Source organism: Pseudomonas sp. C 49-2, assembly GCF_003970195.1.
Classification (GTDB): domain Bacteria; phylum Pseudomonadota; class Gammaproteobacteria; order Pseudomonadales; family Pseudomonadaceae; genus Aquipseudomonas; species Aquipseudomonas canadensis.
Genome location: NZ_RXYG01000018.1, coordinates 56,433 through 80,616, shown reverse-complemented (window position 1 = coordinate 80,616; position 24,184 = coordinate 56,433). Strand labels below are relative to the sequence as shown.

Below are 24,184 nucleotides of genomic sequence, written 5' to 3'. Positions count from 1 at the left end.
TATGTGGCTACGTTATGGGGCATTGGCGGCCATGGTCGTCGCGGCATCCGGGTGTGTTCAAGAGCGCATCGTGCATGAGCGCAGGCCGGTGCAACATGAGTATGTGGAAGTCATCGCGCCGCAACCGCCGCCGGTGCAAGTGATCGAAGTCGAGCCACCCGTACGCTACGGCTATATATGGTCGCGTGGTTATTGGCGCTGGGACGGCGGGCGATATGTGGCTGTACATGGTCACTGGGAGCCGGTACGCGAAGGCTATCGCTACGTGCATCCGCATTGGGTGCAGCGTAATGACGGGTATCACTGGCAGGGTGGTGGCTGGGTTCGCTGAGCCCAGGTTTCATTGGCAAGTAGCGTTAGATCGGCTTGTGGGTACCCAGCAGCCGAACCTCTCGCAACAATGCGGCACCGAGTTGGTCGGTGCCCAGTTCCCGGTAGCCCACGGCCTTGACCTCGCCGTTCTCCTCCGCCTGGATGAGGATAACCGGGGTTTCCTTGCCGGTGGCTTCGTCGATGTGCAGCGCGTATTGCGGAATATCCAGCTTGATCGGCGTGCCAGCGGCCTGGCCTTTCACGTTGATCAGGAACGCCGCGCAGCCCGCGTCGACGTCCATGCTGGTGGCGGAACGACCACTGACGAAGCAGGTTTTTGGCAGGTCGGGCCAGGTGACTGTGTCGGCGATGGCCATGCCGGAGGCCATCGCCAAGGTCGCGAGAAGGAGCATGCGCACGTTGATCGTTCTCTTGATGAAGGTTGAGCGCGATTTTTACCAAAGCCTGAAGGACGTCGCAACGGCAAGCCTCAGACCAGACGTTGCATGCCTACCGTCTTGGTAGCGTTCAGATCAAAAGTGGCCGTGTATTGGCAGCCTGCAGCATGGCCACACCGTTCTATCAAGCAGTCCGCGAAATCGGCCTTGCTGGCGGTGAATCGTCGCAGTGCCTGCCAGATGATCTCAGCGTGCTCGATGGTCAGTTCTCGGGTGCGTAGCAGCGTTTCGAGAACGGTCACCACATCACGTTTGGCAGACTGATAACAACTTTGTAGAACCCATACCAACTCCACCACGGAAACCAGGCTGACAAAGCCCGGTGCAAAGGCGGTGAGCGACTCAATCAACTCAGATGCCTTGGGCGATTGGACGGGATCATCCTGGGTGACATCGCGCACCAGCACGTTGGTATCCAGCCCAATCATCCCGCTTTCGCCCCTTGTGCCGCGATGGCACGGTTCATCTCATCCAGCGAGACGGCCTTGGCAGGTTTTCGGATCAGGCCCTTGAGGTCGTGTACGGTTTTGCTGGCGACAATCATGGCAAATTTACCGTCTTCCATTTCGACAAATTCAACGCGATCACCTGTCTCCAGGCCCAGGGCGGTTCTGACCTGGACGGGAATGGTGATTTGCCCTTTTGAAGTAAGCGTGGCGGTGGCCATAGTGAAGATCTCCATCGTGATGCTCCTTACGTTAGGGTAAGGAATTATGGAGGACAAGATCCGTTGGTCCATAGGTTGCTCTTCTGGTGTGAGTTGATCGGACCAGGTAAAAAGATAGCCCGAGTTATGCCTCGGGCACGTCCGAAAACGCCCGCAAAGAGATACAGCATATGACCGACCGCCACCTCATCATCCCCCCCGCCATGCAGCCCATCGTCGAACGCGCCGGCTACGTTCCCGCCGTCAAGGTCGGCAAGACGTTGTACTGCGCAGGGCAGGTCGGGCGTACGGCGGAATTGGCGGTGATCGAAGACCCAGAGGCGCAATTCATCGCGGCCTGGGAGAACCTGAGGCAGGTCCTAGAGGAGGGTGGCTGCACCTTCGACGACGTGGTGGACATGACCACCTACCACGTCAACATGAGCCAGCACATGGCGGTTTTCCGTGACGTGAAAAACCGCCTGTTCCCACGCGGGCATTGCGCCTGGACCACCATTGGGGTGTCCGAACTGGCACACCCCGGCCTGCTGGTGGAAATCAAATGCGTGGCGGTGCAGCGCTGACTTATTGCACCACGCGATAGCACGGCACATACGCCGCGCCGCCTGGCAATTTCATGCGGTGCTGGGCGACAAACGCCTGTAGCAGCTCGTCCAGCGGCTTCATGATGGCCGGATCACCGTGGATTTCGTACGGGCCGTTCTGCTCGATCAGGCGGATGCCTTTGTCCTTCACGTTACCCGCCACGATCCCGGAGAACGCACGGCGCAAGTTGGCGGCGAGTTCGTGGGGCGGCAGTGCGTGGCTCAGTTGCAGGCTGGCCATGTTCTCGTGAGTCGGGTCGAACGGGCGCTGGAAGCCTTCGTCGATCTTCAGCAGCCAGTTGAAGTGGAAGGCGTCGTTGCGCTCGCGACGGAACTGCTTCACCGCCTTGAGGCCGGCGGTCATCTGGCGCGCCACTTCGGCGGGGTCGTCGATGATGATCTGGTAGTGCGCCTGCGCCGCTTCGCCTAGGGTGGCGCCGACGAATGCGTGCAACTGCTGCAGGTACGGCGCTGCGTGTTTCGGCCCGGTGAGGATGACCGGGAACGGCAGGTCGCGGTTGTCCGGGTGCATCAGGATGCCCAGCAGGTACAGGAACTCTTCGGCCGTGCCGGCGCCGCCTGGGAAAATGATGATGCCATGGCCTACACGCACGAAGGCTTCCAGGCGTTTTTCGATGTCCGGCAGGATCACCAGCTCATTGACGATCGGGTTCGGCGCTTCGGCAGCGATGATGCCCGGCTCGGTCAGGCCCAAGTAGCGCCCGCCGGTAATGCGTTGCTTGGCGTGGGAAATGGTCGCGCCTTTCATAGGCCCTTTCATTACGCCAGGGCCGCAGCCCGTGCACACGTCGAGGCTGCGCAGCCCCAGTTCATGGCCGACCTTCTTGGTGTATTTGTACTCTTCGGTGTTGATCGAGTGCCCGCCCCAGCACACCACGATCTTCGGCTCGACACCCGGGCGCAGCGTACGGGCGTTGCGCAGCAGGTGGAACACGTAGTCGGTGATGCCCTGGGAGTTGCTCAGGTCGATGCGCTGGCTGTCCAGTTCGTTCTCGGTATAAACGATATCGCGCAGGGCGCTGAACAGCATCTCGCGGGTGCTGGCGATCATTTCGCCATCGACGAAGGCGTCTGCCGGGGCATTCAACAGTTCAAGGCGTACGCCACGGTCTTGCTGATGGATGCGCACTTCAAAGTCTTTGTAGGCGTCGAGGATGGTCTTGGCGTTGTCGATATGCGCGCCGGTGTTGAGGATCGCCAGGGCGCACTGGCGGAACAGGGTGTAGATGCTGCCGGTACCGGCTTCGCTCAGTTGCTGGACTTCACGCTGGGACAGGGTTTCGAGGCTGCCCTTGGGGCTGACGGAGGCATTGATGACTTGACGTTGGGGCATTCTGATTCCTTGAAAGCGCAGCCACCGCACCCGCGATGGGCTGCGATGGCTTGAGAATGATGGGCGCCGAATTCGGTCGCACGAGACGGATATTTACCTCAGGCGCAGGGCCGAGCGCAAACACCGTCCAGCACCATCATGCCGCAGAACTCACTGAATCAGCTTCCAGTTTTTGTAGAAAACCCGACGCAGGGTAAAGGCCAGACCGGCAAACCCAGCGATCACGGCGTTGAGAACCAGGGGCACCGGGGTCGGCCGCACGATATCGATAAACAGGCAGTAACGCTTGGCATCATTTTTGTTGAAAGACGCGTGCATCAGCGTGTCATCGAAAATAAACAGCGGGTCGTCATGCCAGTAGTGCTTGTGCTTGCCCACCTGGATGTAGACGCCCTCATGATGGGGCGCCGGAGCCATGTTGTAGAGCACGCGGAACATCATGCGCAGGGGGCCGAAGTGAAAGGAGGTGGAGCGGTTTTCATTGAATACCGACACACCGATGGTCTTCACGAACGGTAGTTTTTTGCGCAGCTGCGGGATGTCGAGCGTGGTCTCGATGGGTTGGCCATACCACTGGAAAAACAACATGCCGCGCTTCTTCTCGGCCATGCGTGCGTCCAGGTAACCGATAATTTCGTCCTTGTGGGCCATGGCGTCATCGAGCACCTGTTGCAGGTCTGCACGCCAGGCAGGCGGCAGGTCGTTCATCCTGTAAACGTGTCGGTTACGCGCACTCAACAGGTCGAACAGGGTGTTGAACGGTGCCAGCAGCCAGGTGTTGCGGCCGCTGCCAATAAAGTACTTCTTGGCGGTGGGCGCGTCATACAGACCATTACGCAGGAAGTCGTAAATGCCGCAGATCACGACCAGTCCGAGAAATACCAAGGTGGTTTCGGGGAAAATATCCATAACCAGCAGCACGCCGAATACCCAGGCGACCGATACCGCTTTTTTACGCAAAGCAGGCTTATTCATGTAACTCAGCTCCAGCAGGACGCCATTCGACAGGTCCGGATCCCTGGCTGCGAGTGGTAGGGGTTTTGAAACATGTTGAAACAACTACGTCATGATAAGGCGTTCGGCGCTGGATAGGCGTTTTAAATATTGCGAAATTGTGAAGGCTTTACACAGTTTTTAACCCTTTTAGCGCTGAGTGGATTGGATTTTGTAAACAGAAGATTTGCGACTATCGTGACGCTTCGGTTTTTTGGACGTCATAGACCGGTACGATTGAAGTTGAATGGCCACCATTGGCCTTCGGCACCTTGGAAGAGGCAGAAATTTTATGATCATCAAACCGCGGGTTCGTGGCTTCATCTGTGTGACCGCTCACCCTGTTGGCTGTGAAGCGAACGTCAAAGAGCAGATCGACTACGTGACTCAACACGGCGTCATCGAAGGCGGCCCGAAAAAGGTGCTGGTCCTCGGTGCTTCCACCGGCTACGGCCTGGCCGCGCGCATCAGTGCTGCCTTTGGCTGCGGCGCCGACACCCTGGGCGTGTTTTTTGAGAAAGAAGGCGAAGAAGGCAAGCTGAGCTCCGCCGGCTGGTACAACAGCGCCGCGTTCGAGAAGTTTGCCGTCGAGAAAGGCCTGTACGCCAAGAGCATCAACGGCGACGCGTTCTCCGATGAGATCAAGCGCCTGACCATCGAAACCATCAAGAAAGACCTGGGCAAGATCGACCTGGTCGTCTACAGCCTGGCCGCGCCACGCCGTACCGACCCACAAGGCGTGGTGCACAACTCCACCCTCAAGCCGATCGGCAAGGCCGTGACCCTGCGCGGTATCAATACCGACAAGGGTGTTGTGGTCGACACCACGCTGGAGCCTGCGACCCAGGAAGAAATCGACGGCACCGTCAAAGTGATGGGCGGCGAAGACTGGCAGCTGTGGATCGACGCCCTGCGTGACGCCGACGTGCTGGCCGAAGGCGCCAAGACCACGGCGTTCACCTACCTTGGCGAGAAGCTGACCCAGGATATCTACTGGAACGGCTCCATCGGCGAAGCCAAGAAGGATCTGGACAAGAAAGTCCTGACCCTGCGCGACAACCTCGCGGCACTCAAGGGCGACGCCCGTGTGTCGGTGCTCAAGGCTGTGGTCACCCAGGCCAGCTCGGCCATCCCGATCATGCCGCTGTACCTGTCGCTGCTGTTCAAAGTGATGAAAGAGCAGGGCACCCACGAAGGTTGCATCGAGCAGGTCTACGGTCTGTTCAAGGACAGCCTGTACGGCAGCCAGCCGAAACTCGACGCCGACGGCCGCCTGCGTGCCGACCTGGCCGAGCTGGAGCCGAAGGTCCAAGACGCCGTGGCAGCATTGTGGAACCAGGTCACCGACGACAACGTCAACGAGATCAGCGATTTTGCCGGCTACAAGGCGGAATTCCTGCGTTTGTTCGGTTTTGAGATCGATGGCGTGGACTACGAGGCTGACGTGAATCCGACCGTGAAGATCAACGGTCTCATCTCGGCATAACGGCTGAGGTAGGCAGCAGCCTCGATTATGAGGCTGCTGTTTTGTTTGCGCCCTAGGTCTTCAACCTTGGCGAAAGACTGACGTCAGCCGCTCCTGCGCATGGGTGAAACCAGAGCGCTTGATACCCACCACTTCTCTCTCCCAAAGCGGATTCACAGGAACGTGATAGCCGCTGTCTTTGGCTGTTGTTATCAGTTCCGCCATTTCCTTGCTGTTGTTGATGATGCTGATTTCGTCGAATCGCCCAAGTTTGGTCGGTAAGAAGAATGTTGCCGGGTAGTTGGCGGCGACTTCAGTTGCCGGGCTGCCGGAGTCTGCATTGTGGTGCACAAGCCGCTCTCCGTTGCCGACCAGTCGCTGATTGATCAGCTCAATCATTTGCTTTATCCGTGGCGTGACGTTGCCCAGGTCGGGGTCTTCTTTTTGATAGAAATGTGCGGCGCTTTCGTAGTCTGCGCGTAACGTTTCAGGCACCTGCGAAGATCCAGGGTCTGGTTGATGCTGCCTGTAGCGATCTATTCTTTGCTTGAAAACACTGTGCGCTACATCGGGTATTGGAATTCTGTCCTGGGGGCCAAAATCGCTGAGGTGGGGCGCGACCATGTGCAGGTCATAATCGGCGGTCAATGCCTTGCCTCCTTCATGTTTCGCCAGAACCTCAATGGATTTTCCTTGATGGAAAATGAGGTAGCTGTCTTCTGAAGCCGATGTGCGTTTGCCTTCGAATGCATACAGCTGCTGGCTTGGCCCTCGAGCACCGAAGTGTCGTGTGCCGTCGTACGCGTTTGTTGCCAACTGAGTAATCTGCCCGAGTTTCATCAATTCGCCGAGACGGTTGCCCGAAATTTCCAAGGGGACTGCAACAGCGTGCCCATCGCGGATGCATTCTTGAATTTGCTCATTGGCGCGGGTGAGTTTTCCGGGGGCATCTTCCTTGAACTTTTCAAGCTTGCTAAATGCCTGGTCTGTACAGATCAGGCCAGCCTGTGGCCCCCAGTTGGCACTTTTCCCCTTGATATGAAAATCCTTGGTGGGGTGGCCGGCTTCTATCAACCCGGTTGCGACGGTTTCTACCGGGCGCACGCCAATAATAGTGTTGGTCGCCGCTGCGATGTTTTGCAGGGGAACAAGGTGGCTGGGCACCATGCCCGTCTTCTCCCTGATGCGTTCAAAGGCGACGCTTATCGGGTCTATCGTGTTTTGATTGGCGTTAGTTGACTGGCTGGAATGAGTGCTCAGTAGTGTGTTCAAGCTGAACGCTGATGGTGAAATAGCAGGGTTGATGATGCCTTGCATTGACGTTCTCCAAATCGTGTTTCATAAGCACGTTGGATCATCCCTTCCATACCTAGGCATTCCTTGGACTGCACGGGAAACACTAAAGCAGCCTTTCTTCTGGAGGGCGGGAAAAGTGTGACGGGTTGTATGAAACTGAAGGGGAGAAAGAACGTTCAGGTCCGTAAAGGTGGCACAGGCGTGGTGTCTGTTGTGCGCGAACCGTGAAATTATCAGAGCGGTCCTACGCGTGTTTACTCGCACCTAAGCGTTATCGTTATGGAAACTATCGAGCAATTTTAAAGGAGGTGCGTATGACAATTCGTGCAGTGATTTTTGATTTCGGCGGTGTCCTGTTCGACTGGAGCCCGCAGCACCTTTACCGCAAGCTGATTGCCGATGATCTCGAGCGGCAGTGGTTTCTCGATAACATCTGCACTCAGGCCTGGAACACCGAACAGGATGCCGGTCGTTCCCTGGCCGAAGGCACCCACCGCCTGATCGAGCAGTACCCACATCATGAACGTCTGATCCAGGCTTATTACGACCGCTGGCACGAGATGCTGCGTGGCCCTTTGGCGGAAGGCGTGGCGATCCTTGAGGCGTTGCACCAAGTCGATATGCCGTTGTTCGGGCTCACCAACTGGTCCGCTGAGACCTTCCCTTACGCGCGAGCCAACTACCCCTTCCTCCAATGTTTTCGCGACATCGTGGTGTCCGGCGAGCTGAAACTGATCAAGCCTGACGCAGCGATCTACCACGCCAGTCTCAGTCAGGTACGCGCCCACCTGCCGGACATCCAGCCCGCTGAAGTGGTATTTATCGATGATGTTGCCGGCAATATCGAAGCGGCCATCGCCCTTGGCTGGCAGGGGATCCACCATGTGTCTGCCGAGCGCACTGCCGCGCAATTGAGAGCGTTGGGTGTGGGCTTCTAGCGCGCCCATTTTTCCATCGCGAAATCCACGAAGGCGCGCAGTTTGGGCAGCCGATAACGGTCTTGGCCGTAGAGCAGGTGCATGGGGCGGCTGGGCAGTCGATAGGTGGTGAGCAAGGCCACCAGTTTGCCGCTCTCCAGATCCGGTTGTACCAGGGCATCGGCCAGCATGATGATGCCCATGCCGTTTACGGCCGCTTGACGCAGGCCTTGCGAGCTGTTGATGGTCAATGAGCCGGACACCGGAACCTCCAGCTCGCCTCCATCACCGGTCATGCGCCACAGTTTTTCGGTATCGCGCCAATTGTCATTCGCCGGGTAGGCGAACGCCAGGCAGTCGTGTTGCTGCAGTTCTTCTGGGCTCGAAGGCGTGCCGCGTCGCGCCAGGTAGGCTGGCGACGCGCAGAGGGTGAGCGTGTAGTCCTGCATGGGCCTGGCGATCAGGCTGGAGGTTTCCAGTTCGCCAAGACGGATTGCCACGTCGAAGCCGCTGTCGACCAAGTCCATCCGCTCATTGCTTAGCACCACATACAGGTTGATCTGCGGGTAGCGCCGGGAAAATTCGCTCAAGGCCGGTGTAAGGCGTTCGGTGCCGAACACTGGGGGCGCAGTGATACGCAGGGTGCCTTTGGGGATGTCGCTATGGGCTTGCTCGGCAAGCTGCTCGGAGTCGGCCACCAGCCCCAGCACTTCCAGGCAGCGCTGGTAATACTGCCCGCCAAATTCCGTGAGGCTTTGCTTGCGCGTGGTGCGCTTGAGCAGGCTGACGCCCAATCGTTGCTCCAAGGCGCGCAGGTGATTGCCAACCATTGTGGTGGACATCCCGCAGGCATGGGCCGCGGCGGTCATGCTGCCGGTCTCGACCACCTTCACGTACACCGACATTGCCTGGAACAGATCCATTATCAAGTCCTGATTTAAAGTCATTGCAGGAATGCGCAGTTTATCCAGCTCAGGTGGCTAACGATACTGCAGCCATCACTACGATGCACTGGAGACCGCACCATGACCGCCGCCTGTCTGATGACCACTTACCAACCCATGGCCCTGAGCTTCACCCGCGGCCTGGGCACGCGCCTGTGGGACCAGCAGGGGCGTGAATACCTGGATGCGGTCGCCGGTGTGGCGGTAACCAATGTCGGACACTCGCACCCCAGGCTGGTGGCGGCGATCAGCGAACAGGCGGGCTTGCTGTTGCACACCTCCAACCTCTACAGCATCGACTGGCAACAACGGTTGGCCCAGCGCCTCACTCAGCTGTCGGGTCTGGACCGCGCCTTCTTCAACAATTCCGGCGCCGAAGCCAACGAAACAGCGCTCAAGCTGGCGCGCCTGCATGGCTGGAAGAGGGGCATCGAAGAGCCGTTGGTGGTGGTGATGGAGAACGCCTTTCATGGCCGTACCCTCGGCACCATGGCTGCGAGCGATGGGCCCTCGGTGCGCCTGGGCTTCCAGCGGCTGCCGGGGGATTTTCTCAAGGTGCGCTTTGGTGATCTGGCGGCGCTGGAAGCGATCACCAAGGCATTTGGCCCGCGTATCGCAGCAGTGCTGCTGGAGCCCATCCAGGGAGAAAGTGGCGTATTGCTGGCGCCGCCGGGCTATCTGTTAGCCTTGCGCGATCACTGCACCCGCCATGGCTGGCTGATGATGCTGGACGAGATCCAGACCGGCATCGGCCGCACCGGCACCTGGTTCGCCTTCCAGCATGAGGGCATCGTCCCGGACGTGATGACCCTGGCCAAAGGCCTGGGCAATGGCGTGCCGATCGGCGCCTGTGTGGCACGGTCTGCCGTGGCCCAACTGTTCACGCCGGGCAGTCACGGCAGCACCTTCGGTGGCAACCCGCTGGCGTGTCGTGTGGGGTGCACTGTGCTGGACATCATCGAAGAACAAGGTTTGCTGCAGAACGCCGTGCAACAGGGCGAGCGCTTGCTGGCGCGGTTACGCGTGGAGTTGAGTGAGCATCCGCAGGTCCTGGCGGTTCGTGGCCAGGGGTTGATGATCGGTATCGAGCTGGCCAACCCGTATCGGGACCTGGCGCAGCGTGCCGCCCAGGAGCACGGGCTGTTGATCAACGTGACACGGGGCAAGATCATTCGCCTGCTGCCGCCGCTGACCCTGGATACCAAGGAGGTCGAGATGATCGTGCGGGCTATTACTCGGTTGCTGGCGTAGGGCCGTTGAGCCACTCCTGATTCAGCGTTTCGGTGTCGCCCAGGTATTCCAACAACCACGCCATGGCCGGGGACAGCTTGTTCTGCGCCCAGGCCACACACGACGGGCTGGCCGGAAACGGCCGGCTCAATTGCAGTGCCACCAATTCACCGCGCTCGATCCACGGCAACACCTGATGCGCTGGCGCCATGCCGACGCACAGGCCGTCGCGCAGGCAGTCGATGGCAGAAGCCCAATTGGGGACCACCAGGCGTCGCTGGTTATCCAATGTCCAAGTGTCGCGCTTGGGCAGGTTGCGCGAGGTGTCGGTCATGCACAGCGAGGCAAAGGGGCGCAGTTGATCGTCGCTCAACAACCCTTCGACACTGGCTAACGGGTGTCGCGCGCTGACCACGCACAGCCAGTTCAGCAAACCCATATCGCGGAAGGTGAAGTGACTGGCCACCGGTACTGCGCTGGTGGCGCCGATCACAATGTCGGTGCGTTCATCTGCCAGGGCATCCCACACGCCGTTGTACACCTCGTACTCCAGCAGCAGCTCGACTTCGGGAAACTGTCGATAGAAATCCAGCACCAACTGCCGGCAGCGCTGGGGTTTGACGATGGAATCCACGGCTACTTTCAACTGGCCGCTCCAGCCATTGGCGACCTGCTGACACAGGCGTCGGGTGCCGAGCATTTTTTTCATCACGCCACGGGCTTCGTCGATAAATAGGCGGCCAGCGGGCGTCAGCTCCACATCCCGGTGGCGTCGCACGAACAATGGCACCGCCAACCATTCTTCCAGCTGGCGCACGGTATAACTGACGGCCGACGGCACGCGATGCAGTTCCTGAGCGGCGGCGCTGAAGCTACCATGGCGCGCCACGGCATCGACCACATCCAGGGAATATTCAGACCACATGGCGGCTGCCTTCAAATTTATTGATAAGAGTGTCCAATTATTATCGCTTCACAGAGAAACTGTCAGCCTCATAATGGGCGTCAGTCAGCAAATAGTTTGATGGCAAGATCAACAAGGCTTCAATGAAAAATTCTTTTGGTTTCACTTGGTATTTGGCGGGGCTGAGTATGCTCGGTTACCTCGCCATGGACATGTATCTGCCGGCGTTCGGCGCTATGGGCGAGCAGTTGCAGATTGGCGCAGGCGCGGTAGGCGCCAGCTTGAGTATTTTCCTCGCCGGATTTGCCGTGGGGCAGTTGTTGTGGGGGCCATTGTCCGACCGCCTGGGGCGTAAGCCCGTCCTGCTCGCCGGCCTGAGCCTGTTTGTACTGGGCTGTGCGGGGATGTTCTGGGTCGAGACCGCGCCACAATTGCTGGCGCTGCGCTTCATCCAGGCGATCGGCGTGTGTTCCGCCGCCGTCAGTTGGCAGGCGCTGGTGATCGATCGCTACCCGGCAGATAAGGCTCATCGTGTGTTCGCCAGCATCATGCCGCTGATGTCGTTGTCGCCTGCGTTGGCGCCGCTGTTGGGCGCGATGGTGCTGAATCACTTTGGTTGGCAGGCGATCTTCGGTGTATTGCTGGGCGTCTCATTGCTGTTGCTGCTACCGACGTTGTTTTTGCGCACGGTGGCGAAACCTCCGTCAGAAAAGAGCGAGCGTTCGCGCCTCGGTTATGGGCAGTTACTGACGTCTCGCGTGTTTACCGGCAACGTCATGATCTTCGCCGCTTGCTCGGCCAGTTTCTTCGCCTGGCTGACGGCTTCGCCCTTCATCCTGGGCGACATGGGCTACAGCCCAAATGACATTGGCCTGAGTTACCTATTGCCGACATTGGCGTTTTTGGTCGGTGGCTACAGTTGCCGCAGCGCGTTGCAGCACTTCCAAGGCAAGACCTTGTTGCCCTGGTTGCTGCTGGCGTATTGCATCAGCATGGTGGCGTTGTATCTGGTTGCCACGCTGACGGTGCCGACCCTCACCACCTTGCTGATTCCGTTCTGCTTGATGGCGCTGGTCAACGGTGCCAGTTACCCCATCGTCGTGGCGAATGCGCTGATGCCGTTTGCGGAAAATTCCGGCAAGGCGGCGGCATTGCAAAACACCCTGCAACTGGGTCTGTGTTTCCTCAGCAGCCTGCTGGTGTCGTCGATGATCGAGCAACCGCTGCTGATTACCGTAATCGTGATGCTGGCGACCGCGCCACTGGCGGTGTTGGGTTACTGGCTGGCGCGGCCGAAAACCGATAGCTCCGAACTGGCTCGAATCTGAAGTGACAACGCGGTCAAAACTGTGGGAGCTGGCTTGCCTGCGATAGCATCGGCTCGGTGTACCTGATGCACCGAGTCGCTCGCATCGCAGGCAAGCCAGCTCCCACAGGTTGATTGGGTTTTTTCAGTCAGAAGGTGATTTCCATATTCACCGTCGGCGTCGATGTGCGGCTACCCCGGCCGCCATCTACGCCGAACTTGTTATGCCAATACTCGTAACCCACCCCAAGGTAAAGGTTTGGCTTGACGCTTTTGCCCGGTCGCACCGCCACCATCAGCGCGGTGCGCATCAGGGCTTCCGGCGCAGTATTGCGGCCATGGTAGTCCTCGCCTTTTTCCCCGACGTAATTGATGAAACCCTGGAATTTCGCCGCATGGTTGGCGATTTCGAAGGGCCGCATCCACGTCAGGTTGAGCATGTAGGTGTCGTCAAACGTGTGGTTCGACTCCTTCGCGCCGGGGATGCCGGTGTGGTTTCTTTCCTTGTAGTACATCAGGCTCAGGTCAAGTACGCCGACGGTGTTGAACTTCAACGTCGGGCCGATGACCAGTGCGCGTTTCTTGGCTGAGGCGAAGTTGTTGTTACGGTTGGCGTCAAACCCCAGGGTCAGCGCGTAATCCTTGACCAGGCCGGTGCCCAGCGGCACATCGAATACCCGCGATGCATACAGCTGATGGCGATATACCGCGTACACCTCACTCCCACCATGATCGGTGCCCTTGCGTGGGTCGCGGCTGTCGGACAGGAACACATCGAGGTTGAGGAAATTGCTGCCGTACTGGTAGCCGCTGGCGTGGGTGAAGCTGTAGATACGCTTGCTGAATTCGTCGGGGTTATTCGGATTGGTGAACTGCTGGCCGTAGCGAAATCCTACGCTGTTATTCATCCATTCCAGCGCGACGGCCTCCCCGCCGCCGAGCAGGGTGAGTGCGACGGTTGCGCCCTGTAGTGCCTTTTTCATTGTTCTGGGTCCTTTGGCGTTCTGGCTCATCACGGCCGGATTGTTTTTGTAACGCCGATGGAGGGTAACTTGTTCGATTGATTGTATACAACTCTATGGACATCCAGACCAAACATTGCATACAGTGGCCGCACAACAAAAACAGAGAACCCCTCACCATGACTATCCCGAAGGCGTCACCGCAGCGGCCAGAAGATGAGAATCTCGGCGTCGCCGCCAACATGGCTTACGGCCTGCAGCATGTGCTCACGATGTATGGCGGCATTGTTGCGGTCCCCTTGATTGTCGGCCAGGCGGCCGGGTTGTCCCCGGCGGATATCGGCCTGCTGATCGCTGCGTCGCTGTTTGCCGGTGGCTTGGCCACGCTGTTGCAGACCTTGGGTCTACCGTTTTTTGGCTGTCAGTTGCCGCTGGTGCAGGGCGTGTCGTTTGCCGGTGTGGCAACCATGGTGGCGATTGTCGGCAGTGATGGCGCCGGCGGGGTACCGGCGATTCTCGGGGCGGTGATGGCCGCGTCGTTTATCGGGTTGCTGATAACCCCGGTGTTTTCACGGATCACCAAGTTTTTCCCGCCGCTGGTGACGGGCATTGTGATCACGACCATCGGCCTGACGCTGATGCCCGTTGCGGCGCGCTGGGCCATGGGTGGCAACAGTCGCGCGGCGGATTTCGGCAGCATGTCCAACATCGGCCTGGCTGCGCTGACCCTGGTGCTGGTGTTGCTGCTGAGCAAGATCGGCAGCGCAACCATCTCGCGACTGTCGATTTTGCTGGCGATGGTCATCGGCACGGTGATTGCGGTGTTCCTCGGCATGGCCGACTTCTCCGGCGTGACCCAGGGGCCAATGTTCGGTTTCCCCACGCCATTCCATTTCGGCATGCCAACCTTCCACGTTGCCGCGATCATCTCCATGTGCATCGTGGTGATGGTGACCCTGGTCGAGACCTCGGCGGACATCCTGGCCGTAGGCGAGATCATCGATACCAAGGTCGACTCCAAACGCCTGGGCAACGGCCTGCGCGCCGACATGCTGTCGAGCATGTTTGCGCCGATCTTCGGTTCATTCACCCAAAGCGCCTTTGCCCAAAACGTCGGCCTGGTGGCGGTTACCGGAGTAAAGAGCCGCTTCGTGGTGGCTACCGGTGGGTTGTTCCTAGTGATTCTCGGCTTGTTGCCTTTCATGGGCAGGGTGATCGCGGCAGTGCCGACTTCCGTACTGGGCGGGGCCGGGATTGTGCTGTTTGGTACGGTGGCGGCCAGTGGCATTCGCACACTGTCGAAGGTGGATTACCGCAACAACATGAACCTGATCATCGTGGCCACTTCCATCGGTTTTGGCATGATCCCGATTGCCGCGCCAAGCTTCTACGATCACTTTCCGAGCTGGTTTGCGACCATTTTCCATTCGGGGATCAGTTCGTCGGCGATCATGGCGATCCTGCTGAACCTGGCATTCAACCATTTCACCGCCGGTAACTCGGACCAGCAGTCGGTGTTTGTGGCGGGGACCGAGCGCAGCCTGTGCTTCCGTGATGTGTCGGAGCTGCGTGATGGGGATTACTTCAAGGGCGGCAAGTTGTTTGATGCCGAAGGGAGGGAGATCCCGCTGGTGGCGGATGTCCCGAGGAAAACAACCAAGCCTGAGACCTCCGAAGTCTAACGCTACCCCTGTAGGAGCCGGCAAGCCGGCTCCTACATTGGGGTCAGCTGGCCTTGCGTTCCTTGTAATGCACGGAACACACCTCATCCAAAAACTTCACCACAGTCCCCATGCACGCCTGGCGTTCTTCCACATGGGGCATGTGGCTGGAGTCTTCAAACAGTGCCCAGCGCACATCAGCGATTTCATCCAGGAACGGCTTGACCACCAGCGGTGTCGCCTCGTCGTGCCGGCCGGAGATCACCAACGTCGGCACGTTGATCGCCGACAGGCGCCCGGTGGATTTCCAGTCCTTCAAGCTACCAATCACATGGAATTCAGTCGGGCCGCTCATGGCGTGGTACACGGTTGGGTCTGAATCGACCTGGGCGAAGGTGCGCGCCACTTCCTCCGGCCACGGGATGACCCGGCACACGTGATGGTCATAGAACACCCGCGACGCGGCGAGGTATTCCGGGTCCTGATAGTTGCCGACGGCTTCGTGCTTGAGCAGGGTTTCATGCACACCTTCCGGCAACAATTTGCGCAGGCGGTTGGCTTCGCTGACCCAGGTGCGCATGCACGTCGGCGAGTTGGCGGGGATAAAGGCACGCAGGCCCTTGGGTTGCAGGATCGCGTGTTCACTGCCGAGCATGCCGCCCCAGGATTGGCCGAGGATCGCGTAGTTATCGCTGATCTCCAGATGGTCCAGCAGGTTGTTGAGTTCTTCGAGGAACAGGCCCACGGTCCAGAAGGACGGGTCTTTGTCGGGCAGATGGGTGGAGCGGCCGTTGCCCAACTGGTCGTAGTGGATCACGGCGTGACCGCTGGCGGCGACGTCCTTGAACGCGTCAACATAATCATGGGTGCATCCGGGGCCGCCGTGGATAACCACCAGGGGCGTGCGACCGCTCGACAAGTCACCGGTGACGCGGTACCAGGTTTGGTAGGCGCCAAACGCCGCATACCCTTCGCGGATTTTTTCGATGAATTCCATTTCGTACCCTGCTCTGAAAAAAGGATCAGGGACACGATAATGCGTGGCAGAAATTTAAGTAACTAGCAAAACAGCTAGGTTTTCCCGCCGGTCAGTCTTCGAGCAGGCGGTAATGGGTGGCGCGCACCACCGCCTGGACGCGGTTCTTGGCCCCCAGCTTGTGCATCGCCGAGGCCAGGTGCAGGGTGACCACGGCCAGTGAGCGGCTCAATTGCGTGGCGATTTCGGCGGCGGTCAGGCCGTCGGCGGCCCATTTGAGGCACTCGCGTTCACGTTTGGTCAGGTGAATATGCGGGTAAGTGCGTAGCTCTTTGCTGAACAGCGGGTAGGCCGCTTCCTGCAAGGCGTGGGAAATCAGGCTGAAGTCCGACAAGGTCTGCTGCGCATCCTGCAACACACTGCGGGCCTTGCCGGTACGCAGGCCGGTCAGCGAGGCGAAGCCGCCGCGGGGCAGGTGGATCGGCACGCTGACGCCGCAGGTCAATTGCTGGTCGTGCAGGTAGGACGAAACCGGCGCATGGCAGGGATCGATGATCTTTTGCAGAGGGGTATCGGCCTTGACGTCGTAGGACCATACGAACGGTGACACCGTGCTCAGGGCCAGGTGTTGCACCGGATCGATCTGGTAGAACCCTTCACTGCACCACAAGGTGTGCCAGTCCGGCGGGGTGTTGCGCAGTTCCAGCACCGAAGGAGTGATCAATGCACCATCCTGGTCGATCGGCACCGGGGTGTAGTCATACACCAGTGCATCGAAGCCCAACTGTTGGGCGAGGACAAAGGTGTTATCCATCTGCTCGTCCAGGCTCCTGCCCGGCATCAGACGGTGATTTAAGGCAGTCAGCTTGGCCAGCATCCGTTCTGCTCCCGAATTCATTTGAATCTCGACTTGCTGCAAGTAGAATGCCACGCCCCGGCGAAGGACTGCCAGGCCAAACCTATAAGAAATGCTAGGTTATGGACGCGCGGCATCCTCGGTAGTGTTGGCCTGATCAGCGGCCCGCTACCTGCCAGGCCGACACTACACAAGGAATGTATGCATGTGGCGTGAAATTGCCCCCGACCAGCAGTACAACGTGCAAGTCGACGGCCATAACCTCGTGGTCTACAGCTTCGGCGAAGGCGATGAGGTGCTGCTGTGCCTCAACGGCGGGCCGGGCCTGCCGTGTGACTACTTGCGCGACGCCCATGGCTGGCTCAAGGACCATAACCTGCGAGTGGTTGCATTCGACCAGCTTGGCACGGGCGCATCAGCCAGACCCACCGATATTTCCCTGTGGGAAATCCGCCGTTATGTCGAAGAAGTCGAAACCGTGCGCCAGGCCCTGGGCCTGGGCCGCGTGCATTTGCTCGGGCATTCCTGGGGCGGCTGGCTCGGCATCGAATACGCCATCCATTACCCCGACGCCCTGAAAAGCCTGATCCTCGAAAACACCGTGGGCGACATTCCGCACCTGTCCCAGGAGCTGGAGCGCCTGCGTGGCGCCCTCGGCAGCGAAACCGTGGCCATGATGCAGCGCCACGAGGCCATGGGCACCCTCGACCACCCGCAATACCAGGCCGCGATCACCTTGCTCAACTACCGCCACGTGTGCCGCCTCGACGAATGGCCCGAGCCGGTCAAGCGGTCCCTGGGCGACTGGAACATGGGCCCCTACGAAACCATGCAGGGCCCCAACGAATTCCTCTACATCGGCAACCTCAAGGACTGGAACCGCATCCCCGAGATGGCCGAGTTCAAGATGCCGATCCTGATCACCACCGGCCAGCACGACGAACTCACCCCCGCCTGCGCCATGCGCATGAAACTCGCGGCCCGGCACGCCGAACTGCACGTCTTCCCCAACAGCAGCCATATGCCGTTCTATGAAGAACCCCAGGCATATTTCCCGGTGCTGCTGGACTTTCTCGCTCGTCACCGAGGCTGACGGATGAACCTGGCGCGTTACCGTTTTGTACTGTCCCGGCCGCTGCAATTGCTGCCGGTGCTGTTTGGCATCAGCCTGATCACCTTTGTGCTGGTGCGCTCGATTCCCGGCGACCCGGCGCGCGCGCTGCTGGGCTCGCGCAGCACGCCCGACGCCTTGCTGAAGATCCGCGCCCAGTACGGCCTCGACCAGCCGTTATGGCTGCAATATTTCTACTTCCTGAAGAACCTGCTCAAGGGCGACCTCGGCCAATCGCTGCTGTACAAGGTCGACGCCCTCAAGCTGATCGTCACGCGCATTGAACCCACGTTGGTCTTGGTGCTGGGCAGCGTGGTGCTGGCGCTGCTGATCGCGGTGCCGCTGGCGACGCTGGCCGCCCGCAACAAGGGCGGCTGGGCGGACAACCTGATCCGCGTGTTTACCACGGTTGGCCTGGGCATGCCGGCGTTCTGGCTGGGCTTGATGCTGATCCTGTTGCTGAGCGTGCAGTGGGGCTTGTTTCCCGTGTCCGGTTACGGCCGCACCTGGCTGGACAAGGCGCATCACATGGTGCTGCCATGCCTGACGATAGCCCTGGCGTTGTCGGCCGTGCTGGTGCGCAACCTGCGGGCGAGCATGTTGATGGAGTTGCAGGCTGACCATGTCACCGCCGCTCGCGCCCGTGGGCTGTCAGAAGCGGCGGTGTTTCGTCGCCATGTGTTGCCCAACTCCCTGGTGCCGGCGGTCAACCTGCTGGCGGTGAACATCGGCTGGCTGATCAGCGGCACCGTGGTGATCGAAAGCCTGTTCGCCATCCCCGGCATCGGCCAACTGCTGGTGCGCGGGATCTTTACCCGCGATTACATGGTGGTGCAGGGCGTGGCCATGGTGCTGGCCTGCGCGACGGTGATCGTCAACTTCATCGCTGACGTCGTGACGGTGGCCCTTGACCCCCGGGTGAAGATGCAATGAGCAGCCGCCCGTTGATTGCTCCTTGGCGCTTGCGCCTGCGCTTCGGCTTTCGCAATGGCCGGCTGACGGCTGCGTGGGGCTTGTTGATTCTGCTGGCGTGGCTGGTGCTTGCGCTGTTTGCGCCGTGGATCGCGCCTTATGACCCGGTTGCGCAGAACACGGATTTCAGTTTGCTCGGGCCCAGCATGGCTCATCCATTTGGTACGGATAACTACGGAAGGGACATCCTTTCGAGGGTGATCTGGGGGGCGCGCATTGACCTGCAACTGGCCATCGTCGGAGTGATCTTCCCGTTCATGATCGGCACCTTCATCGGCGCGGTTTCCGGGTATATCGGCGGGCGCTTCGACAGTATCTGCATGCGAGTGATCGATGTGATCCTGGCATTCCCGTTCCTGGTGTTGATGCTGGCTATCATGGCCATTCTCGGTCCGGGCCTGAAGAGTTTCTACATCGCCATGGCGCTGGTGGGGTGGGTGTCCTACGCGCGACTGATCCGCTCGCAGATCCTGGTCCTCAAGGAAAGCGACTTTGCGCTGGCCGCCAAGAGCTTGGGCTTTGGCCATGGGCGGATTCTGTTCCGGCACCTGCTGCCCAATGCGATGTTCGGCTCCATCGTGTTTTCCATGTCAGACGCGGTGTTGGTATTGCTCAACGGCGCCGCCGTGAGTTACCTGGGCCTGGGCGTGCAACCGCCGACCGCCGAGTGGGGCACGATGGTGGCCGAAGGGCAGGCCTTCATTACCACCGCTTGGTGGATCTGCACCTTTCCGGGGTTGGCCATCGTGACCTTGGCCATGGGTTTCAGCCTGCTCGCTGATGGCGTGGCGCAAGTGCTGGGGGATCGCTCATGAGCCTGTTGCAAGTGCGCGACCTCAGTGTGATTGCCAACAACGCCGGGCGTGATGTGACCCTGGTCGATCGCGTGTCCTTCGATTTGGCCGAAGGCGAAATCCTCGGCCTGGTCGGGGAAAGCGGCTCGGGCAAAACCATGGCCTGTCGCGGCCTGATGCGTTTATTGCCTTCCCCCAATTTGCGGGTTCACGGCGGTGCCGTAAGGCTGGCTGGCCAGGATCTTCTGTCACTGGATGACGCCGGTATGCGTGCCGTGCGCGGCGGTCAGTTGGGCATGATCTTCCAGAACCCCAGCAGCCACCTCGACCCATTGATGCGCATCGGTGAGCAGATTGCCGAGGGTATTCGCCTGCACCAAGGCACCTCGAAAAAAGACGCGCGGCTGCAGGCCATCGACGTGCTGCGCCAAGTGGGCATCCCTGATCCCCAGGCGCGGGTCGACAACTACCCTCACGAGTTTTCCGGCGGCATGCGCCAGCGCGCGATGATCGCCGTCGCCCTGGGCTGCAACCCGAAAGTGCTGATCGCCGACGAACCCACCACCGCCCTGGATGTGACGGTGCAGGCGCAAATCCTGCGGTTGCTGCTGGACCTGCGTGATCAGCGCGGGCTGTCGATCATCATGATTACCCACGACTTGGGCGTGGTCGCGCAAACCTGCGACGCCATCGCCGTGATGTACGCCGGGCGCCTGTGTGAGCACGGCAGCAAATACGAGCTGCTAGCCCACCCGCAACATCCCTACACCGCAGGCCTGATTGACTGCCAGCCCGCCCATAGCAGCGGCCACGCCTTGCTGCGCACGATTCCCGGACAACCGCCGTTGCTGGACGCATTGCCTGCCGGTTGCCGGTTCAACCCGCGTTGCCCGCAGGTCGGCGCCTTGTGCACCGAGGTGCTGCCGGAAGGCGCGCGAGTCGCCTGTCATTACCCGTTGGGAGTGCACCCATGAGTCTGTTGCAGATCAAGGACCTTGAGGTGAAGTTTGCCGCGTCCGGCACGGGTTTGTTCGGCTTGAACAAGCAGTGGGTCAGGGCAGTGAACGGTGTGTCGCTGAACCTGGCGGCGGGTGAAACCCTGGGGTTGGTGGGCGAGTCCGGCAGCGGTAAAAGCACCTTGGGCCGCGCCATTTTGCACCTCAACCCGATCAGCGCCGGGCAGGTGTTGTTTGATGGCATCGACATGGCCCATGGCAGCACCATCGACATCACCCGCCTGCGCCATGAAACCGCAATGATCTTCCAGGACCCGTATGCCGCGCTGAACCCGCGCCACACTATCGGCGAAACCATTGCCGAAGTGCTGCGAGTGCAGCGCAAGGTCGCGCCGGAGCAGATCCCGGCGCGGGTGAATGAACTGCTCGACCTGGTCGGCCTGCGCCCCGAACTGGCCAGCCGCAAACCCGGCTCCCTCAGCGGCGGCCAGTGCCAGCGCGTTGGCATCGCCCGAGCGCTGGCGGTGGAGCCTCGACTGATCATTGCCGATGAGTGCGTGGCGGCGCTGGACGTGTCGATCCAGGGCCAGATCATCAACCTGTTGCTGGAACTGCAACAGCGCATGAACCTGGCGATCCTGTTCATCGCCCATGACCTGGCCATCGTGCGCCGCCTGTGTGACCGCGTGGCGGTGATGTACCTGGGCAAGATCGTCGAGGAAGGCCCGGTAGAAGCGGTCTTTACGGCGCCACGTCACCCATACACGGCGGCGTTGATCCAGGCGATTCCCGAGATCGATCCCCATCGGCCGTTGCCTACCGAACCCTTGCCGGGTGAACCGCCGAGCCCGCTGAATTTGCCTACAGGCTGTGCCTTTCACCCGCGTTGTCGGCATGCCCGAGCCTTGTGTTCCGTGGTGTTGCCGCCGACGCATTTCCTGCACGAGCATCGGTACAGTTGCGTGCTTGAAGAACCTTTGCTTTGACCCTTCCCTGCCATTCATGAACAAGGAGTTATGACATGCAATCGCGCCACTTGAAGTTGCTCGCCGCCGCCACATTGACCGCATGGTCTCTCACTGCCGGGTTGGCACACGCCGCCGGCGCCCTGACCATCGGCTGCCGTGAAGACAGCACCACGTTCGACCCGATCAAAAGCGCGCAAAACCGCGACACTTGGGTATTCGCCAACGTCTACGACACCCTGGTACGTGTCGACAACCTGGGCACCAAGATGGAGCCGGGCCTGGCCGAAAGCTGGGACATTTCCAAGGATGGCCTGACCTACACCTTCAAACTGCGTGATGCGAAGTTTTCTGATGGCTCCGCGATCACCGCTGACGATGCCGCGTTCAGCCTGTTGCGCATCCGCGACAACAAGGCTTCGCTGTGGGCTGATCCGTTCAACCTGATCAACACGGCCAAAGCGTCGGACCCGAAAACCCTGGTGGTCACCCTGAAGACCCCGGCGGTAGCCTTCCTCTCGCAATTGGCGTCGCCGACGGTGTCGATCCTGTCGGAAAAAGCCATGACCAAAATGGGCGAAGACGCCTACTCGGAAAACCCGGTGACTTCCGGCGCGTTTACCGTGGATGAGTGGCGCAAGGGTGATCGGGTGATTCTGAAGAAGAACCCGAACTTCTGGCAGGCCAAGAACGTGAGCCTGGATGGCGTGGAGTGGGTCTCCGTGACCGACGACAACACACGCATGCGCATGGTGCAGAACAACGAGCTGGACACGGCGATCTTCGTACCCTTCTCGCGGGTTGAAGAGCTGAAGAAAGACAAGAACGTGGTGATCCACGCCGACCCCTCCACCCGTGAAGATCACCTGCTGATCAACCACGATCACGGTCTGCTGGCCAAGCCGGAAGTGCGTCAGGCGCTGGACATGGCCATCGACAAACAATCGCTGGTGAAGACTGCCACTTACGGTCAAGGCACCGTGGCTTATTCCTACATTCCAAAGGGCTCGTTGTACCACTACGCCAACAACCTGCAACGCCCGTATGACCCGACCGCTGCGAAGAAGCTGCTGGAACAGGCCGGTGCCAAGGACTTGAAGCTCAACTACGTGGTCAACGCCGGCAACGAAGCCGACGAGCAGATTGCGGTGATCATCAAGGACCAATTGGCCAAGGTCGGCGTGACCGCCAACCTGCAAAAGGTCGACCCGACCCAGAGCTGGCAAATGCTGGTGGACGGTGAGTACGACATTTCGGTGATGTACTGGACCAACGACATCCTCGACCCGGACCAGAAGACCACCTTCGTGCTGGGCCATGACACCAACCAGAACTACATGACCCGTTACAAGAACGACAAGGTCAAGGCACTGGTGGCGCAAGCGCGCATCGAGGCGGACCCGGTCAAGCGTGAGCAGATGTATGTGGAACTGCAGAAGCTGGCGAAACAGGACGTAAACTGGATCGACTTGTACTACAGCCCGTACATCAACATCTCACGCAAGAACGTGAGCAACTTCCTGCAAAACCCGCTGGGCCGTTTCACCCTCGAAGAAGTGGTGAAAAACTAACCCACACCGCGATAAAAAATGTGGGAGGGGGCTTGCCCCCGATAGCGCTGGGACAGTCACTGTATCTGTTGACTGATCCACTGCAATCGGGGGCAAGCCCCCTCCCACATTTGGTTTTACAGTGTGCCTGTTATTGCGCGTCGAACGCCTGGCCGTTGATGCCGGTACTGTCCGGCCCCATCAGGTACAGGTACACCGGCATGATCTCTTCCGGAGCAGGCCGCTCCATCGGGTTTTCCCCTGGATACGCCTGGGCGCGCATGCTGGTGCGCGTGCCACCTGGGTTGATGCTGTTGGAGCGTACCGCTGCCACATCCTCAAGCTCATCAGCCAAGGTTTGCATCAAGCCTTCGGTCGCAAACTTCGACACGCCATAAGCGCCCCAGTAAGCCCGACCCTTGCGCCCGACACTGCTGGAGGTGAACACCACCGACGCATCCTGGGACAATTTGAGCAGCGGCAACAGCGTGCTGGTCAACATGAACATCGCGTTGACGTTCACGTGCATCACCCGCATGAAATTCTCACCGGACAACTGCTCGATCGGCGTGCGTGGGCCGATGATCGAGGCGTTGTGCAGCAGGCCGTCGAGGTGGCCGAATTCCTTTTCGATCATCGCGGCCAGCTCATCGTATTGATGGGGCAGGGCGGTCTCCAGGTTGAACGGAATCACCACCGGTTGCGGCTGGCCTGCGGCTTCGATTTCGTCATACACCTGGGCCAGGTTGGCTTCGGTCTTGCCCAGCAACAGCACGGTGGCGCCATAGGCGGCGTAGGTTTTCGCCGCCGCCGCGCCGATCCCGCGACCGGCGCCGGTCACCAGGATCACCCGGCCTTTGAGCAGTTCTGGGCGTGCGGAGTAATCAAACATAAATAGCCTCGACAAAATTCAAGGTGGTACACCCTCTCACAAGGGCATCCATTTCCTAC

The 24,184-nt window shown here is 59.8% G+C and carries 25 protein-coding genes; 13 read left to right on the top strand and 12 right to left on the bottom strand.

Annotation, left to right across the window (positions count from 1 at the left end; all coding sequences use genetic code 11):
• The first annotated feature begins 1 nt into the window (after position 1).
• Complete coding sequence (locus tag EJ576_RS26405) at positions 2 to 331, top strand: YXWGXW repeat-containing protein (RefSeq protein ID WP_122686614.1); 330 nt, start codon at positions 2 to 4, stop codon at positions 329 to 331.
• A gap of 25 nt (positions 332 to 356) precedes the next feature.
• On the opposite strand, the gene EJ576_RS26400 is transcribed toward EJ576_RS26405, so the two are convergent.
• From EJ576_RS26400 to EJ576_RS26390, 3 genes are all read right to left on the bottom strand, one after another.
• Complete coding sequence (locus tag EJ576_RS26400) at positions 357 to 725, bottom strand: hypothetical protein (protein ID WP_240037317.1); 369 nt, start codon at positions 723 to 725, stop codon at positions 357 to 359.
• Positions 726 to 802: 77 nt separating this feature from the next.
• The gene (locus tag EJ576_RS26395) at positions 803 to 1,198 is read right to left on the bottom strand and encodes a PIN domain-containing protein (protein WP_126571483.1); all 396 of its coding nucleotides are present in this window, start codon (positions 1,196 to 1,198) and stop codon (positions 803 to 805) included.
• Complete coding sequence (locus EJ576_RS26390; RefSeq protein ID WP_126571482.1) at positions 1,195 to 1,452, bottom strand: AbrB/MazE/SpoVT family DNA-binding domain-containing protein; 258 nt, start codon at positions 1,450 to 1,452, stop codon at positions 1,195 to 1,197. Before EJ576_RS26390 ends, EJ576_RS26395 begins: the two co-directional genes overlap by 4 nt.
• 155 nt (positions 1,453 to 1,607) lie before the next feature.
• Here EJ576_RS26390 and EJ576_RS26385 point away from each other — a divergent pair, with 155 nt between their 5' ends.
• Positions 1,608 to 2,000 (top strand): RidA family protein, encoded by a 393-nt coding sequence (locus EJ576_RS26385; RefSeq protein WP_122725033.1) that lies wholly within the window; start codon positions 1,608 to 1,610, stop codon positions 1,998 to 2,000.
• A 1-nt stretch (position 2,001) separates the two neighbouring features.
• Here the strand turns inward: EJ576_RS26385 and ppnN are convergent, their stop codons facing one another.
• Both ppnN and EJ576_RS26375 read right to left on the bottom strand, forming a co-directional pair.
• Entirely contained in the window at positions 2,002 to 3,375 is a 1,374-nt protein-coding gene (gene ppnN, locus EJ576_RS26380) for a nucleotide 5'-monophosphate nucleosidase PpnN (RefSeq protein WP_025856956.1), read from the bottom strand.
• A gap of 150 nt (positions 3,376 to 3,525) precedes the next feature.
• On the bottom strand, positions 3,526 to 4,350 hold the full coding sequence (locus tag EJ576_RS26375; protein ID WP_126571481.1) for an aspartyl/asparaginyl beta-hydroxylase domain-containing protein: 825 nt from the start codon (positions 4,348 to 4,350) through the stop codon (positions 3,526 to 3,528).
• A 310-nt stretch (positions 4,351 to 4,660) separates the two neighbouring features.
• On the opposite strand from EJ576_RS26375, the gene fabV reads away from it, so the two are divergent.
• Positions 4,661 to 5,854: an enoyl-ACP reductase FabV gene (gene fabV, locus EJ576_RS26370; RefSeq protein WP_033902545.1), complete on the top strand. Its 1,194-nt coding sequence runs from the start codon at positions 4,661 to 4,663 to the stop codon at positions 5,852 to 5,854.
• Positions 5,855 to 5,914: 60 nt separating this feature from the next.
• Here fabV and EJ576_RS26365 read toward each other — a convergent pair whose 3' ends face one another.
• Entirely contained in the window at positions 5,915 to 7,150 is a 1,236-nt protein-coding gene (locus tag EJ576_RS26365; RefSeq protein ID WP_126571480.1) for an anthrax toxin-like adenylyl cyclase domain-containing protein, read from the bottom strand.
• A gap of 293 nt (positions 7,151 to 7,443) precedes the next feature.
• Here EJ576_RS26365 and EJ576_RS26360 point away from each other — a divergent pair, with 293 nt between their 5' ends.
• The gene (locus EJ576_RS26360; RefSeq protein WP_126571479.1) at positions 7,444 to 8,067 is read left to right on the top strand and encodes an HAD family phosphatase; all 624 of its coding nucleotides are present in this window, start codon (positions 7,444 to 7,446) and stop codon (positions 8,065 to 8,067) included.
• Here the strand turns inward: EJ576_RS26360 and EJ576_RS26355 are convergent.
• Positions 8,064 to 8,969 carry a LysR family transcriptional regulator gene (locus tag EJ576_RS26355; protein WP_122725043.1) on the bottom strand — a complete coding sequence of 302 codons (906 nt, stop codon included), beginning with the start codon at positions 8,967 to 8,969 and terminating at the stop codon, positions 8,064 to 8,066. The two genes, EJ576_RS26360 and EJ576_RS26355, sit on opposite strands and share 4 nt — an antisense overlap.
• 102 nt (positions 8,970 to 9,071) lie before the next feature.
• Between EJ576_RS26355 and EJ576_RS26350 the strand changes: the two genes are divergently transcribed.
• Complete coding sequence (locus tag EJ576_RS26350; protein ID WP_126571478.1) at positions 9,072 to 10,241, top strand: aspartate aminotransferase family protein; 1,170 nt, start codon at positions 9,072 to 9,074, stop codon at positions 10,239 to 10,241.
• On the opposite strand, the gene punR is transcribed toward EJ576_RS26350, so the two are convergent.
• Positions 10,222 to 11,145 (bottom strand): DNA-binding transcriptional activator PunR, encoded by a 924-nt coding sequence (gene punR / locus EJ576_RS26345; RefSeq protein WP_122725047.1) that lies wholly within the window; start codon positions 11,143 to 11,145, stop codon positions 10,222 to 10,224. The genes EJ576_RS26350 and punR overlap by 20 nt on opposite strands.
• 122 nt (positions 11,146 to 11,267) lie before the next feature.
• On the opposite strand from punR, the gene punC reads away from it, so the two are divergent.
• Positions 11,268 to 12,452: a purine nucleoside transporter PunC gene (punC, locus tag EJ576_RS26340; protein WP_126571477.1), complete on the top strand. Its 1,185-nt coding sequence runs from the start codon at positions 11,268 to 11,270 to the stop codon at positions 12,450 to 12,452.
• Between the two features lie 127 nt (positions 12,453 to 12,579).
• Here the strand turns inward: punC and EJ576_RS26335 are convergent, their stop codons facing one another.
• Positions 12,580 to 13,413 carry a hypothetical protein gene (locus tag EJ576_RS26335; RefSeq protein WP_028619455.1) on the bottom strand — a complete coding sequence of 278 codons (834 nt, stop codon included), beginning with the start codon at positions 13,411 to 13,413 and terminating at the stop codon, positions 12,580 to 12,582.
• 158 nt (positions 13,414 to 13,571) lie between these two features.
• On the opposite strand from EJ576_RS26335, the gene EJ576_RS26330 reads away from it, so the two are divergent.
• Positions 13,572 to 15,074, top strand: a complete 1,503-nt coding sequence (locus EJ576_RS26330; protein ID WP_028619456.1) for a nucleobase:cation symporter-2 family protein — start codon at positions 13,572 to 13,574, stop codon at positions 15,072 to 15,074.
• Positions 15,075 to 15,117: 43 nt separating this feature from the next.
• Here the strand turns inward: EJ576_RS26330 and EJ576_RS26325 are convergent, their stop codons facing one another.
• Both EJ576_RS26325 and EJ576_RS26320 read right to left on the bottom strand, forming a co-directional pair.
• Complete coding sequence (locus EJ576_RS26325; protein WP_028619457.1) at positions 15,118 to 16,050, bottom strand: proline iminopeptidase-family hydrolase; 933 nt, start codon at positions 16,048 to 16,050, stop codon at positions 15,118 to 15,120.
• Positions 16,051 to 16,141: 91 nt separating this feature from the next.
• The gene (locus tag EJ576_RS26320) at positions 16,142 to 16,906 is read right to left on the bottom strand and encodes a LuxR family transcriptional regulator (RefSeq protein WP_028619458.1); all 765 of its coding nucleotides are present in this window, start codon (positions 16,904 to 16,906) and stop codon (positions 16,142 to 16,144) included.
• Between the two features lie 184 nt (positions 16,907 to 17,090).
• On the opposite strand from EJ576_RS26320, the gene EJ576_RS26315 reads away from it, so the two are divergent.
• The 6 genes from EJ576_RS26315 to EJ576_RS26290 are packed head-to-tail and all read left to right on the top strand — an operon-like array spanning position 17,091 to position 23,254.
• Positions 17,091 to 17,978, top strand: a complete 888-nt coding sequence (locus tag EJ576_RS26315) for a proline iminopeptidase-family hydrolase (RefSeq protein WP_126571476.1) — start codon at positions 17,091 to 17,093, stop codon at positions 17,976 to 17,978.
• A 3-nt stretch (positions 17,979 to 17,981) separates the two neighbouring features.
• Positions 17,982 to 18,929, top strand: a complete 948-nt coding sequence (locus EJ576_RS26310; protein WP_095015217.1) for an ABC transporter permease — start codon at positions 17,982 to 17,984, stop codon at positions 18,927 to 18,929.
• Entirely contained in the window at positions 18,926 to 19,783 is an 858-nt protein-coding gene (locus tag EJ576_RS26305; protein ID WP_126571475.1) for an ABC transporter permease, read from the top strand. Before EJ576_RS26310 ends, EJ576_RS26305 begins: the two co-directional genes overlap by 4 nt.
• Positions 19,780 to 20,736 carry an ABC transporter ATP-binding protein gene (locus EJ576_RS26300; protein ID WP_126571474.1) on the top strand — a complete coding sequence of 319 codons (957 nt, stop codon included), beginning with the start codon at positions 19,780 to 19,782 and terminating at the stop codon, positions 20,734 to 20,736. Before EJ576_RS26305 ends, EJ576_RS26300 begins: the two co-directional genes overlap by 4 nt.
• The gene (locus EJ576_RS26295) at positions 20,733 to 21,704 is read left to right on the top strand and encodes an ABC transporter ATP-binding protein (protein ID WP_123476268.1); all 972 of its coding nucleotides are present in this window, start codon (positions 20,733 to 20,735) and stop codon (positions 21,702 to 21,704) included. The genes EJ576_RS26300 and EJ576_RS26295 overlap by 4 nt, the downstream gene beginning before the upstream one ends.
• Positions 21,705 to 21,739: 35 nt before the next feature.
• Positions 21,740 to 23,254 carry an ABC transporter substrate-binding protein gene (locus EJ576_RS26290; protein ID WP_126571473.1) on the top strand — a complete coding sequence of 505 codons (1,515 nt, stop codon included), beginning with the start codon at positions 21,740 to 21,742 and terminating at the stop codon, positions 23,252 to 23,254.
• Positions 23,255 to 23,384: 130 nt separating this feature from the next.
• On the opposite strand, the gene EJ576_RS26285 is transcribed toward EJ576_RS26290, so the two are convergent.
• Entirely contained in the window at positions 23,385 to 24,125 is a 741-nt protein-coding gene (locus EJ576_RS26285) for a YciK family oxidoreductase (RefSeq protein WP_122725063.1), read from the bottom strand.
• Between the last annotated feature and the right edge of the window lie 59 nt (positions 24,126 to 24,184).

Bases quoted from the DNA above. Each gene is read 5' to 3' on its own strand.
- EJ576_RS26405 (WP_122686614.1), top strand. From the start codon at position 2: ATGTGGCTACGTTATGGGGCATTGGCGGCCATGGTCGTCGCGGCATCC.
- EJ576_RS26400 (WP_240037317.1), bottom strand. From the start codon at position 725: ATGCTCCTTCTCGCGACCTTGGCGATGGCCTCCGGCATGGCCATCGCC.
- EJ576_RS26395 (WP_126571483.1), bottom strand. From the start codon at position 1,198: ATGATTGGGCTGGATACCAACGTGCTGGTGCGCGATGTCACCCAGGAT.
- EJ576_RS26390 (WP_126571482.1), bottom strand. From the start codon at position 1,452: ATGGAGATCTTCACTATGGCCACCGCCACGCTTACTTCAAAAGGGCAA.
- EJ576_RS26385 (WP_122725033.1), top strand. From the start codon at position 1,608: ATGACCGACCGCCACCTCATCATCCCCCCCGCCATGCAGCCCATCGTC.
- ppnN (WP_025856956.1), bottom strand. From the start codon at position 3,375: ATGCCCCAACGTCAAGTCATCAATGCCTCCGTCAGCCCCAAGGGCAGC.
- EJ576_RS26375 (WP_126571481.1), bottom strand. From the start codon at position 4,350: ATGAATAAGCCTGCTTTGCGTAAAAAAGCGGTATCGGTCGCCTGGGTA.
- fabV (WP_033902545.1), top strand. From the start codon at position 4,661: ATGATCATCAAACCGCGGGTTCGTGGCTTCATCTGTGTGACCGCTCAC.
- EJ576_RS26365 (WP_126571480.1), bottom strand. From the start codon at position 7,150: ATGCAAGGCATCATCAACCCTGCTATTTCACCATCAGCGTTCAGCTTG.
- EJ576_RS26360 (WP_126571479.1), top strand. From the start codon at position 7,444: ATGACAATTCGTGCAGTGATTTTTGATTTCGGCGGTGTCCTGTTCGAC.
- EJ576_RS26355 (WP_122725043.1), bottom strand. From the start codon at position 8,969: ATGGATCTGTTCCAGGCAATGTCGGTGTACGTGAAGGTGGTCGAGACC.
- EJ576_RS26350 (WP_126571478.1), top strand. From the start codon at position 9,072: ATGACCGCCGCCTGTCTGATGACCACTTACCAACCCATGGCCCTGAGC.
- punR (WP_122725047.1), bottom strand. From the start codon at position 11,145: ATGTGGTCTGAATATTCCCTGGATGTGGTCGATGCCGTGGCGCGCCAT.
- punC (WP_126571477.1), top strand. From the start codon at position 11,268: ATGAAAAATTCTTTTGGTTTCACTTGGTATTTGGCGGGGCTGAGTATG.
- EJ576_RS26335 (WP_028619455.1), bottom strand. From the start codon at position 13,413: ATGAAAAAGGCACTACAGGGCGCAACCGTCGCACTCACCCTGCTCGGC.
- EJ576_RS26330 (WP_028619456.1), top strand. From the start codon at position 13,572: ATGACTATCCCGAAGGCGTCACCGCAGCGGCCAGAAGATGAGAATCTC.
- EJ576_RS26325 (WP_028619457.1), bottom strand. From the start codon at position 16,050: ATGGAATTCATCGAAAAAATCCGCGAAGGGTATGCGGCGTTTGGCGCC.
- EJ576_RS26320 (WP_028619458.1), bottom strand. From the start codon at position 16,906: ATGCTGGCCAAGCTGACTGCCTTAAATCACCGTCTGATGCCGGGCAGG.
- EJ576_RS26315 (WP_126571476.1), top strand. From the start codon at position 17,091: ATGTGGCGTGAAATTGCCCCCGACCAGCAGTACAACGTGCAAGTCGAC.
- EJ576_RS26310 (WP_095015217.1), top strand. From the start codon at position 17,982: ATGAACCTGGCGCGTTACCGTTTTGTACTGTCCCGGCCGCTGCAATTG.
- EJ576_RS26305 (WP_126571475.1), top strand. From the start codon at position 18,926: ATGAGCAGCCGCCCGTTGATTGCTCCTTGGCGCTTGCGCCTGCGCTTC.
- EJ576_RS26300 (WP_126571474.1), top strand. From the start codon at position 19,780: ATGAGCCTGTTGCAAGTGCGCGACCTCAGTGTGATTGCCAACAACGCC.
- EJ576_RS26295 (WP_123476268.1), top strand. From the start codon at position 20,733: ATGAGTCTGTTGCAGATCAAGGACCTTGAGGTGAAGTTTGCCGCGTCC.
- EJ576_RS26290 (WP_126571473.1), top strand. From the start codon at position 21,740: ATGCAATCGCGCCACTTGAAGTTGCTCGCCGCCGCCACATTGACCGCA.
- EJ576_RS26285 (WP_122725063.1), bottom strand. From the start codon at position 24,125: ATGTTTGATTACTCCGCACGCCCAGAACTGCTCAAAGGCCGGGTGATC.